Raw genomic sequence first — 13,523 nt, 5'->3', positions numbered from 1 at the left:
GAAACACCCCAAGAGACATCCATAAAGTTTGAAACGCGCTGCATGAACCATCTTGAACGAATTATGAGTTCACGGCACTATCGTAGCGGTGGGTGGGGGTTGGCCTGCCGGGGCGGAAGCTTTGAGTCTGACGCCAGTCAATCGTCGTATCCTGTTGCTGGGCAAGAGTTTGCAGCGTTTCCTGTACCATTTTTTCCAGAATTTCCGGATCGATAGCAACGCGGGCATTCACCACGATGTCGCATTCCTGCCACTGCTGTTGTGCAGCGAGCGACACTTTGGGCAGATCATCGGAACTGACCACGTTGGCAACTGCAAAACTTCCCCCATCTTCCATTGCGATCACCTTCAGGTGGGCAATTTCTGCTCCCACTTCGACCAGTTGATGATGCAATCGACGCACCAGTTCCAGAATAAACGCATCGATATCGGTGGGATGCTGAAAAGTCGCACGCACGCTCGAATTCAGCCAGCCTAATTCCGCTTCACCAGCGGCATAAATGTCGTAGTCAATCTCCAGAATTCGCTGACCGAAACGCCCTTCTTGATTCAGAAATTCGGTCAATTCCTGAAAACCTTCCCCAGTTTTTGCTGAAATTGCCAGATGGGGCGTGGTGGGGAACTGTGCGGCCAGCAATTCCTGTAATTCGGCCAGTTTTTCCGTTTCCAGTTCATCTTTTCGGTTGATGACAATCAGGTCGGCTTCTTCCAACTGCTTGCGAAAAATATAAGCGGCTTTCGGTGAAAAACCGCTTGATTCGTTCTTCAGTATTCGCAGGCCGTGGCTGGGTTTGAACAGCACTGCGTACGGTGCAATCGAAAACCGATCCTGATAGAGATCCCGCAGTGGCTGGATGACAGTGGCAACCAGATCGGTGCAACTTCCCACAGGTTCTGCCAGCAGAATATCGGGGCGGGTGGCAGCATCCAAGGTTTTGGTTTTGTCGATCAGCTCATCAAATTTGCAGCAAAAACAAGCCCCTGGTACTTCTTCCACGGTCAGGCCCTGCGAACGAAGATTGTTGGTGTCCACCAGATCCTGAGCCTGATCGTTGGTTACCACACCCACAATATGTCCCTTTTGGATGAATTGCTGGGCTAAACGGGCAATCGTAGTGGTCTTACCAGCACCTAGAAATCCGCCCAACATAATATAACGCACTTGTTTCATCTGCTTCTCTCACTGATATCTGCCCGATTGTTTTTATATCGTATCTGCATCGCTTCTGTAAGAAAACCAGGCAGGGAAGGTGTTGTGGGCAGCGAACTTGATTTCATTTCCTGGCTGAGCCAGCAGCAATGCCCCACCCCGGATGTGATTGTGGGTATCGGCGATGATGCGGCGGTGGTTCGCCCCATGGTGCATGGATTGGTCTGCACGACTGACATGTTAATGGAGGGGAGTTGTTTTCTGCTGCACGATGCCGGCCCTTATCGCGTGGGGCAGAAAGCGATCCATGTCAACCTAAGCGACCTGGCAGCAATGTTGGCGATTCCGAAATACGTTCTCATTAGTTTGGGTATCCCGCGCTCTTTTTCGCTTGAGACAATAAAAAATTTATACCTGGGCATGAAAAATGCCTGTAATCATCACGACGTGGTGATCATTGGGGGCGATACCAACAGTTGGGAAGGCCCGTTAACCATTTCGGTCACGGCACTGGGTGAGGCACCTGCAGGTGGTTCGCCCTTGCGATCCCACGCCCAGGTGGGGGATGGAATTTTCGTAACCGGACCACTGGGTGGCAGCATTCTTGGGCACCATCTCGATTTTCAACCGAAAACGGATTGGATCTCTTTTCTCCGGCAGCACCCCGTGCGAGGGATGCTGGATATTTCTGATGGTTTGGCATGTGATTTGCTGAAAATTTGCCAGGCAAGCCACGTTGGGGCAGAATTATTTGCACAGCAAATACCGATTACCCTTGCAGCAAAGGAACTTGCGGCAAAAACAGGCAAAACGTCTCTGGAACATGCCTTGCACGATGGGGAGGATTTCGAATTGCTGTTTACCATTGCACAGAGCGATATTCCCGCACTGGTGGCTGCACATGCTCAATCGCCATTGCCGCCCACGCTGTTTCGAATTGGCGAAATCGTTGCAAATGGTTTCTGGCTAAAAAATGAGAACAGCCTCACAAAACTTTCGCCGCACGGTTACGAGCACCTATTTGGCGAAAATGCCCCACCTGAACAGTGATTGGTGGTTGAAAAACGGTCCCGAACGTGTTTTACTGGGTGGCTGCTTGGAAGGAGAACCATGGGCATCACAATTGAATTAATGCGGCAGCACTTCACCAGTGCGGTGGTGTGCGACGCCCTGGATGCGGAAGGATATCGTCGCCAGTCCCCACGGTTACCCATTCAGCCCATGTGGGACAGTGGTGTGCTGATTGGTCGCTGTAAAACAACCTTGTGGGCAGATATGGCCCATGTCGACCCACAACCGTATGCTCTTGAACTGCAAGCAGTAGACAGCTGCCAGCCAGACGATGTGCTGATTGCTGCAGCGGGTGGCTCCATCCGTTCCGGCATCTGGGGCGAACTGCTTTCTACCGCAGCACGACGTGCGGGGTGCGCAGGAGTGATTGTCGATGGTGCGATTCGAGACCGTCGACAGATTCGGCAGATGCAGTTTCCATGTTTTGCTCGCAGTGTATGTATTTACGACAGCAGAGATCGCCAACGCGTGATCGACATCGATATTCCCGTTGAAATCGATGGCATCCTGTTTGAACCTGGTGCATTGGTGGTTGCTGATGAGGATGGTATCGTCGTGGTGCCCACCCACGTGGAAGCAAGCGTCGTCCAGCGGGCGTGGGACAAAGTACTAGCCGAAAATCAGGTCCGCACCGCCATTCAAAACGGGATGTCTGCCACGGCAGCGTTCGAGCAATTTGGAGTATTATGACCACCAATTCGCAGGAGAGCCCCAGCCAGAAGCCCACCGGCATCCGCTTCCGCATGATGTTTTTCACCATGTGCGTGGCCTTTTTCATGTACAACGATCGCGCCTGTCTGGCCCAGTTTTCAACCGAAGTGAAGCGGGATCTTGGCCTGAGTCCCGGCCAATGGGATTGGGTGTTAAGTGCGTTTTTCTGGTCGTACGCGCTTGCACAGGTGCCTGCAGGGTTACTTGGGGTGCGGCTGGGCTTTACACGCACGCTGGGGATGTTGTTGATTTTGTGGTCGTTCTTCACTGCGGTCAGTGGAATGGCTGCTGGTTTTGCCGCACTGCTGGCAGCACGTCTGGCGATTGGGGTAACCGAAGCGGGTGCCTATCCCAATTCGGCTGCAATTATCCGCAATTGGTTTCCCGTGGCCAGTCGTGGGCGGGCCAATAGTATCGTGGCCCTCGGTGGGCGACTGGGCTGGGCCTGTTCCCAGTTTGTTACCCCACTGCTGATGGTGTTGTTCATTTCAATCATTTTGGGGCTGGGCAACAGCACAGAAACGGCCAATAAATATGGCTGGCGGCTGGTCATGATCTTTTTTGGTCTGATTGGCATCATCTGGGGCTTCTTTTATCTGCGTCTGGCGAAAGATCACCCCACGGAACATCCCGCATCGAACGCTGCCGAAGCCGCCCTGGTGGGGCCGAGTACCAAACTATCGCAGGACCCTTTCCCATGGAAAACGATCTTAAGTAGTTACAGTATGTGGATTTACGGCTTTATTCAGTTTGCAATCAATGTGGGCTGGGTATTCCTGATCACCAAATTGCCACAAATGCTGGATGAACTGTTTCGCGTCTCGGCAGCTCAACGTGGAGTCTATTCCGCGTTACCCGCGATGGTCAGTGTGCTGGGCCTGTTTTTAGGCGGAATCACCACCGATTACGTGGGTAAAAGAATGGGGGTGCGCTGGGGAAGATCCCTCCCACTGGCGTTTGTGCTGTTTCTGGCATCGCTAGCCTACCTGGGTGCCTATTGGTGGATTGGCAGCCTGATCCCACTGATGATTATGTTGTGCATTGTTTCTCTGTCATCTGATCTGGGAAATCCCCCACTGTGGGCATTTTCGCAGGACGTGGGGGGTAAGTTTGCCGGTGCCGCACTGGGCTGGGGCAATATGTGGGGCAATCTGGGGGCTGCGGTATCACCTGTTGCACTGGGTTTACTCTGGTCGAAAACAATCACCCATAACGGATGGAATCTGATTATGCTGGCCTGTGCGATCAGTTATGCCCTGGCCGGAATCAGTGCGTTGTTTTTAAATGCCAACCATAAACTGATTGCTGACCCACCGATGAAAGCTCGATAACAGAATGATGAGAATATTATCATGAAATATTCCTCACATTTCTGCCAAAATTAAGTTGAATGTCCGGTTCTTTCAATTGGGCTTCAACTATTTAGAAGGTCTTCAGAATGAGGTGCGGTTACACAGAAGTGTGTGCAGACATTCAGCTTACCACGCCAACAAATCTCTGGAGCACGGTGCTGCTGCCATCGCTGGCATAAACTGTCGTTAGAAACGTGCCCACAAACGAAGTGTCCCAATCCAGTGTCAATGTATTACCAACAATTGTTGTACCGATCTCTGGAGTTACTGTCGGCTTGGTGGCATTGTTGATCAGGTTCGGATTGGCGTAGACATTTGTTCCCAGGTATTCAGGATCAGCAAAATCTGCCACAGGTTGTTGGGCAATTGTGGTTGCGTGGCCGACACCATCCCATGCGAATAACTTGTTGTCAGAAGTTAACAGATAAATCCCGTTTCCTGAAGGATTGCTGCCGTTCGTGCTTTGGAAATAGAACGACCCGAAGCCAAAGAAATTAAACGCATAGGCTGGATTCGTCAGACCATAGGTACGTTTAATTTCATAAAGTGGGCTGTATGGTGAAATCATTGCAGCAAACCCAACAACATCACCTACATCCGCATCGGAAGCAACCAAGTTCACATTCCCACTTCCAGCTGCAGAAGTACCAATGAACGTTGAAATTGCACTTAATACTGGTAACTGATTGTTCACAGTCAACAGGAAACTTTCCGTGTCACTGCCGGCACGATCTGTGAGCGTTGTCGTTACTCGGATGGTTCCTGCAAATTCGACTGTCGGATCTAATTCGACATCACCCGTATTGGTGTTTGAATCCACGCTCAACACAGCTTTTTGACCAGTTGCTGCATAGAGTAACGCTGGGTCGTTGTAGACATCGACAGGTACCGTTGCAACTACCGGACTGGTGGGCAGATCAACGCCATTCCATGCCTTAAAATCACCATTCGGCATCAGCACGTAGAAACCACCATTGGCTGCATTGCTACCATTCGTACTGATAAAGTATTTTTCACCTTCCCCGCGGAAATCAAATGCAAAATCTGCCTTCGTAATGCCGTATTTGTCCTTAATTTCGAATACGGGATCATTGATAAATGAAGGCCGGGAATTGGCAATCGAAGCGGGATTCTGGTATGCACCAGTGTCAGCCAGATCGTAAACAGGAGTACGATTCATCGAAGTCGCCAACGAAAAACCGTCAAAAGCATACAGTTTCCCGTCTGGAAGTAACGCAAAGAGGTGATTCCCCAGATGATTTGATCCATTGGTGCTTTCAAACCAGAATTCCTGCATTCCTGCAAAGTTGAATGTGTAAGGTGGGTTTGTAAAGCCGAGATCAATTTTGACATCGTACAACGGTCCACGATTCAAGAAGACTGCAGGTTTTGCCGGGGGTTCAGCAGCAAATAACAGGGCTGGATTGTTATACACTGCAGTGTTGTCGTACAGGGCGGTGTTGAAATCGGCAATTGCAGACCCACCAATTGTTGTTGCAAAAGTGTTGCCATCCCATGCAAACAGCTTGTTATCGCTGGTCAGTACATAAAGGGAGTCGTTCGCAGAATTGCTGTTATTGGTGCTTTCAAACCAGCGTTCACCCTGCCCAGAAAAGTTGGTTGCGTACGGTGGTTCTGTGATACCAATTTCATTTTTCAGGTCAAAGAGTGGGTTATAACCTTCTGATTGAACAAATATTCTGCGGAATGAACCATCGGGATCAGGATCAGTAAGGTTCAAGTTGAAATCTACAGTATCATCATCATGATCAATCACGATATCATTTAGAGTACCTATCATAGGTACAGTATTGATCACACTGAAATCAAACGTACTTTCTGTTGTTGTATTTCCATCAGTTTTCGTAACTTTAACCTGAACGGTACGATCAAACTCAGGTACTGCATCAATTGTTAACAGATCGCCAGTAATACTTGCAGTAACTGCATCAACCAAAGCAGGAGGATTATGCAGGATGGCAGGATTGTCATAAACGTTGCCAAGTCCTTCTGCTGTAAAGTCCACAACCAGATCACTCGTGGTGGCAGACACGCCATTAAATCGTACTAAGGTGTTGTTCGGTAAAAGCACAAAATAGTTAAAGTGGTTTGGATTGCTGTCGTTACTACTGGTAAAGTAGTACTCCTTCGCTCCTGCAAAATTGAAACTATGTGGAGGATTGGTCAAACCATACTGCTTGCTGATGCGATTCAGTGCTGTTTCTTGTACAACCTTGGGAGTTCCATCATTATCTGATAGCAACGTTGGAGTCTGATAGACATCCAATGTATTCCCGGTGCTGTACGGTGCTGCAGAAAAATCTGCAACTGGAGTGCTGGCTAACGTATTTGCCAGAGTGAGTGGGCCGACAAAAGGATCGGCATAAGCGTAGAGCTTATTATCCGGCATCAATACGTAATAACCTTGGCCCGCAGCATTGCTGCCATTTGTACTAATGAAGTACTGTTCCTGATAGCCCCGAAAATTGAATGCACCTTGAACAACTGGATTCGTTAATCCGAGTTCCTGCTGTAAGGTAAACACAGGATCAACGATTTCCACCGTGTAAGTACCGCCGGATGGAGAGATGGAACTCAGATCGATTTCGAGTTCCGTAATTCCGTGTTGTAATGCTGGGGGCAATACCGAAATAACTGCATCATCGGTTAAATTGAAACTATCTGTCACTTGGACCGTTAACTGATAACCTGCGGGAGTCAGTTCAAAGAGAGTATTGTCGCTGATTGATAATTCACCGGTATTCGCATTGATTGCGAAAATATTGTCCCCATTCCCCGCGGTAATCGCATAGGTAAGCGTGTCACCAACATCGGCATCCGTTGCAACTACTGTTCCAATAATCCGACCGTTTTCAGGGTTATTTTCTAAAAAGAATGACTGATTATTGATCACCGGGGCAACCACAAATGGATCGGAATCGGTGGCCGTATTGTTTGTCAGATTGCTGTCGGTATTTCCAGGATCCACAGTAACGGTAGCAGTATTCACTAATGGATTCGGCGTGTTTGTGGTGGCAGTCCCAGTAACAGTGTAGGTTACACTCGCACCTAAGGGCAGATTCAAGGTTTCGTTGAGATTACCCGATCCTGCAGCGGTATTCCCAGATGCCCCACCGCTGGCAACGCTGGTATAGCTGACGCCAGTTAAATTCGTTGGAAAAGTATCCGTCAAGGTAACATTGTTTGCTGCAGCGGGTCCAGCATTGCTGACAACGATGGTGTAGGTGATCTCCTGGCCTACTGCTACCGCGACTTGATTGTTCGTATTGGTTACGGATACATCAACCAGTGTTTCACTCAGTGGTTGCAGTACTGCGACGTATAACGGGTCTGGGTCTAACGTACTGGAGCCATAGTTACTAAAGCTCGCTAGTGGGCCAGCATCAGGGAAATTAGAACTGGTGGCACCGTTATCTTCCGGCAGAATTTCGCCGATACCACTTGAATTCACTGTGCGGTCAGAGAGGATCAAATTGACAATACGGATGCGACTGATAATCTCGCCATCTGCAATTCCTAGATCGCTCAAATCGATCGCTGTGGCAAACGCTCCATCGGAACCAGTTGTATAGTTTGAAAATGCATCCGCAGGCTCATAATACCAAGGCGACCAGGATTGGGTGCTCGAATTGAATGCCTGAATGATGAATCCTTCAGGTGTATTCAACGATCCAGATTCGTAGAAAACGAGATCGTCACCTGCATTGTTTGCAAAGCCCCTATTGGCAGACCAACTCAGTTCCAGTCCACTGCGAGTAGTAGAGCCGTTGTTTCCTGCTGGCAAATTCAACGCGCGGGAAGTTCCGGTGTTATTCAGGTACGTTCCTAAAGTCAATGAGGTTGTAAATCCTGTCGCAGGTAAATCTGGAAAACCCACGGATCCTGTTGCACTGCTGGGAATGTTGGTAACGGTAACCCCGTTAAACGTGCCCGGCTGCAAAGGATTGGATATATCGGGGGTGTTCTCCTGGTAGAACTCAAAACCAGCAAATGTGAATGGGGATGGCAAATCAGTCAGAGCGTTGAATACCCCCAGATAGATCGGATCGGGATCCAAAGTAGATGCACCGAAATTTGTGAATCCCGCCAGTGAGCCGGGATCAGGTAGAAATGTACTTGTAGCATCGTTATCCTCTGGGATAACTTCCCCTGCACCACTGCTATCCACCATCCGGTCTTCATCTGTCAGATTTACGATGCGAATTCGATCAATGATATCGGTGGCACCCAAACCCATGTCGCTGAGATCAAAAGCGTGGGCAAACCCACCTTCTGCACCATTGGTCACCGCGAATGAATCTGCAGGTTGGTGGTACCAGCTCGACCAGGTCCCAGTAGAAAAATTGCGTACCTGCACCATAAACCCCTCTGGGGTGGTGCTGTTGGAGCCGGATTCGTAGACGACAAAATCGTCGCCAGTGGCATTTGTTAAACCACGGTTACCCGACCAACTCAGTTCCAGCCCACTTCGATTGGCGGTTCCGTTATTCCCGTTGGGAAGATTCAACGCACGTACCGTGCCAGTGTTATTGACCAGGTTCCCGAAGGAAAGGCTGTTAGTAAAACCAGTAGTTGAGTCAGGAAAGTTGCTGATGGAGCCAGTCGCCGAGGTCGGTACGTTGGTTACAATTGCTCCCGAATAGGTGCCGGCAGCTAATAAAGTCTGCACATCGGGAGTGCTATCTTGTTCAAAATCGAAACCAGCAAAAGAAAAAACTGCTGGAACCGAGCGATCTTCGAGAATTTCCAAAGGTCGAATCAGGATGGAGGTCTTATTCATGAGAATGTGTCTCATCAGTGGTAGGTTTAACTTAGTTAGTATACCTAAAAATGGAGTTAATTTGAACAGTCTGGGCAAAATATTCTTCTTGCACGTGAATTCGTGCCTGACTCATCGTTAATATCCCACCTTTATTCCTGAACTTGAGTCGTTAATTTTTCTGTGGTGCACCAATTTCAGCAAAATTTTCTCATCTTTCAATCTGCCCAAGGCTTTTCGATCTCTGCCCACCCTCCTTCTTTTGGTGGGCGATGATTTTCATAAGATGAAGACCATCTTAATTTCCGGAAACAGGCTGGTATGGCGGACGACAAAAAAATCACCTCTCGAGAAACAAATTATTCCAAGTGGTATCTGGAAATCGTTGATCGGGCGGGGCTGGCGGAAAATTCGGACGTACGTGGCTGCATGGTCATCAAACCGAACGGTTACGCCCTGTGGGAGAATATGCAACGCGGTTTGGATGGCCTGTTCAAGGCTACCGGGCATTCCAATGCCTATTTCCCGCTGTTTATTCCCAAAAGTTTTTTCCAGCGGGAAGAGCAGATGGCGGAAGGCTTTGCCAAAGAGTGTGCTGTCGTCACCCATTATCGGCTGCGTTCGAAAGATGGGGTGATTGAAGTTGATCCGGAAGCAAAATTAACCGAAGAACTGATTGTCCGTCCCACATCCGAAACGATTATCTGGAACACATACAAATCGTGGATTGAAAGCTACCGCGACCTGCCCCTGCTGATTAATCAGTGGGCCAACGTGGTGCGTTGGGAGATGAGAACTCGCCTGTTTCTGCGAACGGCGGAGTTTCTGTGGCAGGAAGGCCACACGGCCCATGCCACTGCCGAAGAAGCGGAAGAAGAAACGCACCGGATGGTGAAAGTGTACCAGCAGTTTGCGGAAGAATGGATGGCCATGCCCGTGATTGTTGGCACCAAAAGCGATGGCCAGAAGTTCCCCGGTGCGGTCTACACGCTTTGTATTGAAGCGATGATGCAGGATGGCAAAGCCCTGCAGGCGGGCACCAGCCACTTTCTGGGTCAGAACTTCGCCAAAGCGTTTGATGTTCAATTCACCACCGAAAAGGGCAATCGAGATTTTGCGTGGGCCACCAGTTGGGGCGTTTCTACTCGCCTGATCGGTGGGCTGATTATGACGCACTCCGACGATAACGGCCTGGTAATTCCCCCTCGATTGGCTCCCACGCACGTGGTGATCTGTCCGCTGGGCAAAAACGATGCCGAACGTGCACCATGTATTGCTGTGGCGGAAGAACTGGCAGAAAAATTACGGCAACGCCAACGCACCGAGTTTTTTGGCTACCAGCCAATTCAAGTGAAGATCGATCGCGATTTCACCAATATGCCTGGCTTCCGTTTCGCCGAATGGGAACTGCGTGGGGTGCCGGTGCGTGTCGAAATTGGCCCCAAAGACCTGGAAAAGCAGGCGTGCGTTGTTGCACGACGGGATATCCCAGGCAAAGCGGGCAAAACGATGGGTGTTTCGATGGAATCAGCAAGCGATTTCATTGAAAACCTGCTGCACGAAATTCAGGCAAATCTGTTCCAGCGTGCAAAAGAGTTTCGCGATGCAAATATCGTTCCTGTAAGTAGTTACGAAGAATTACAGGCGATGTTCCCGAGCGAAAAGGAAGATGGTAGTGGGGCACGGACCCAGTTTGCGCTGGCCCACTGGGATGGTACTCGCGAAACGGAAGACCGGATTCAGGAAGAAACGCGGTGCACCATTCGCTGTATTCCATTTGATGAACCAGAATCGGAAGGGAAATGCATCGTCACGGGTAAACCGTCAAAGAAACGAGTGATCATTGCCCGCGCTTATTAGAATAGTCGGTGATTTCGATCAAACGATCGCACTGCGTAACGATATTGGCACATAGCAATATCGTGTTATTGCGGCATCATTGTATCGTCATATTGTCAACCAGGTTGCAGGAGTGCACCGATGGCGTTGCTGGAAGCACAAGGTTTGGTGAAGATTTACGGCAAACGAAAAGTTGTCGATGGAGTTTCGTTTGAAGTAAATGCGGGCGAGGTCGTTGGATTGCTGGGCCCCAACGGTGCTGGGAAAACCACCAGCTTTCGGATGACCACTGGGCAGATTACCCCGAACGATGGGCTGGTGACGTTTGCTGGTGAAAATGTCACCACCCTGCCGATGTTTCGTCGGGCCCGTCTGGGGATGGGGTATTTGACACAGGAACAGAGTATTTTCCGTAAGTTGACTGTGGAAAAGAACTTACTGGCAATTCTGGAGGCACTGCCTCAGAGTAGAAGCCTGCAAAGGAAGCTGACCAGGAAAGAACGGTGGGACCGCACCGAAGAGATGCTGGAGCGTTTTCAACTGACGCACGTGCGGCACAATACAGCCGCACGCTGTTCTGGTGGGGAAAAACGCCGACTGGAAATTGCCCGCTGTCTCGCATGCGAGCCACTGTTGATTTTGCTGGATGAGCCGTTTGCGGCAGTGGACCCCAAAACCACGGAAGATATCCGGAAAAATATCCGCGACCTGGCGGAACATGGCATCGGCATCCTCCTGACCGACCACAACGTGCGCGAGGTGCTGAAAATTACCGACCGCAGTTATCTGATCAAGGACGGCAAAGTGGTGACGAAAGGCACCCCCGCCCAACTGATTAACGATCCGATTGCTATTAACGAGTACCTGGGCACCACATTTACCGACAATACATTTGTTGGTATGTAGCAGATTGTCGATTTCTGGTTTTCTAATCGCGACTCCCGGAGTCTGCGACAACCACATTGCGGACAACGTTTTCTGAATAATCTGAAGATCCAGCCGAGCATTGAAGTTCTCTCTTCACTCACTTTTTGGGATGTTGCTGAAAAAACTGCACCATTGCAGCAACAGCATCCTTGCCAGCAAATTTGTGGCCTCCATCGTGCATGAAAACGACCACATCGTTTCCGTCTTTGGAGGGATAAAGTGTGCAGTTCTTGCTCGTTTCGCTGAGCTTTGAACCTGTCGTGGCATTGAGCTTCTGGATACTTTCGATCATCCTTTTCTGCCAGGCATATTTCACGAGAGGATCATTCTCACTGGCGATATGGAACATCGGTTTCGGTTTCAGGTTTGGCAAACTCCGCATGCCAACCGCTGCAGAAGGGGCCATAGCTGCGAAACGATCGCCTCGTTCTGCCCACAGAAGGTATGTGAAGCCACCACCATTGGAATGGCCGGTTGAGTAAATGCGTTTCTCATCCACTTTGAATTCTGCTTTCAGGGAATCGAGAACTGTATCAAAAAATTTCAAGTCGCGATCATTCTGGTCTCCGGCTTTACTTTGCCAGCCAGTTTTCTTTCCTTCGGGATCCGTGAGTTGACCTGGTGTATTCAACCCCTGCAGATAAACTGAAATTGCTTCTGGCCATGCTTTGTGCATCGCAAAACTGTTAAATGCATTCCTGCTGGACCCACCGTGACCGTGAAAGACAAAAACAATCGGAGTCGGAGCAGTTTTCGCTTTTGTAGGTACGTAGACAAGCCCTTCACGATCAACCCCACCCACTTTCCATCGTTTTGTACTTGTTTCCTGGGCAAAAATTGCTGGTGGGTGTGTCGTGAAAGTGAACATCATGCCCACCACCAAGATCCAGGTATATCGACGGTGAGTGCTTGTTACAGTGGAAATCCAAATCATGTTGACACTCTCTATGGAAAGTTGTTGCTGTAATCGCAAGATCAGTATTTGCCACTACCGCAAACGCTTGTTCGGATGAAAAAAGTACCGGTTCAGTTTCTGCTGAACTACACCGGATGATGCCAATGAAATAACACAGCTGGACATGAATAGGTTACAAGAATCAATCGAAAAACTTTGTACTTGGCAGTGGTGGTATGCAAATAAATCTGATCAATTTGCACATTGCTGATTTTCACAAATTTCATTTTTTTTCCAGATCAGCATTTTCTTCTCTGGACAAAATTCCAATTTGCTGTTATGATCCCTTTATCGTGGATGCGATGACCAGTTTGGTCGAATGCCACTTTTGTTTCGGCAATATGCCACTACCATAAACCGTGTATTGTTTCCGGTTCGTTTCATTTGGGTACTACCAACTTAGGTATTAAGCACTTGTTGATCGGTATTTTTTCCATTTTGGCACGACACGGCACCAATATTCGATACTTGTTCGTTTGTCCCAATGTTGGGCAAATCGAAGATTTTTCTGGTAGATTCTGATTGTTCCATGGATGGAAAACGGATGATAAACTCCTTGTTACTTGGACAATCAACAACTGATCGCGCAGCTACCTGGACATGTTCATTTCATGTGATAATGAACCGACTTAACGAGAACTTAATCGCCAGTTAACCTTTATTCACTTTTACTTGAGGAAGATCCTATGCCCGTCGCCAACAGCGACGAAGGCCCCCAAAAGGCCGCACCCGCTCGCC

The 13,523-nt window shown here is 49.1% G+C and carries 8 protein-coding genes; 5 read left to right on the top strand and 3 right to left on the bottom strand.

The genetic code is table 11. The features are described 5' to 3' along the window. Positions 1-61: 61 nt before the first annotated feature. Positions 62-1,171, bottom strand: coding sequence for a GTP-binding protein (locus tag R3B84_11800; GenBank protein MEZ6141244.1), 1,110 nt, complete (start codon positions 1,169-1,171; stop codon positions 62-64). A gap of 84 nt (positions 1,172-1,255) precedes the next feature. Between R3B84_11800 and thiL the strand changes: the two genes are divergently transcribed. The 3 genes from thiL to R3B84_11785 are packed head-to-tail and all read left to right on the top strand — an operon-like array spanning position 1,256 to position 4,263. Beyond that, on the top strand, positions 1,256-2,200 hold the full coding sequence (gene thiL, locus R3B84_11795; GenBank protein ID MEZ6141243.1) for a thiamine-phosphate kinase: 945 nt from the start codon (positions 1,256-1,258) through the stop codon (positions 2,198-2,200). A 60-nt stretch (positions 2,201-2,260) separates the two neighbouring features. Further along, positions 2,261-2,911, top strand: coding sequence for an RraA family protein (locus tag R3B84_11790; GenBank protein ID MEZ6141242.1), 651 nt, complete (start codon positions 2,261-2,263; stop codon positions 2,909-2,911). Continuing rightward, a complete protein-coding gene (locus tag R3B84_11785; GenBank protein ID MEZ6141241.1) occupies positions 2,908-4,263 on the top strand; it encodes an MFS transporter in 1,356 nt (451 codons plus the stop codon). Before R3B84_11790 ends, R3B84_11785 begins: the two co-directional genes overlap by 4 nt. A gap of 142 nt (positions 4,264-4,405) precedes the next feature. Here the strand turns inward: R3B84_11785 and R3B84_11780 are convergent, their stop codons facing one another. Further along, entirely contained in the window at positions 4,406-9,085 is a 4,680-nt protein-coding gene (locus R3B84_11780; protein MEZ6141240.1) for a cadherin domain-containing protein, read from the bottom strand. A 300-nt stretch (positions 9,086-9,385) separates the two neighbouring features. Between R3B84_11780 and proS the strand changes: the two genes are divergently transcribed. Together proS and lptB are read left to right on the top strand one after the other, a co-directional pair. Further along, entirely contained in the window at positions 9,386-10,924 is a 1,539-nt protein-coding gene (gene proS / locus R3B84_11775; protein ID MEZ6141239.1) for a proline--tRNA ligase, read from the top strand. 120 nt (positions 10,925-11,044) lie between these two features. After that, the gene (gene lptB, locus R3B84_11770; GenBank protein ID MEZ6141238.1) at positions 11,045-11,809 is read left to right on the top strand and encodes an LPS export ABC transporter ATP-binding protein; all 765 of its coding nucleotides are present in this window, start codon (positions 11,045-11,047) and stop codon (positions 11,807-11,809) included. 118 nt (positions 11,810-11,927) lie between these two features. On the opposite strand, the gene R3B84_11765 is transcribed toward lptB, so the two are convergent. Next, positions 11,928-12,764 carry a prolyl oligopeptidase family serine peptidase gene (locus R3B84_11765; GenBank protein ID MEZ6141237.1) on the bottom strand — a complete coding sequence of 279 codons (837 nt, stop codon included), beginning with the start codon at positions 12,762-12,764 and terminating at the stop codon, positions 11,928-11,930. Positions 12,765-13,523 lie beyond the last annotated feature (759 nt).

Origin of the sequence: Zavarzinella sp. (assembly GCA_041399155.1) — a bacterium.
GTDB lineage: Bacteria > Planctomycetota > Planctomycetia > Gemmatales > Gemmataceae > JAWKTI01.
This window is presented reverse-complemented; position numbering and strand designations above follow the sequence as displayed.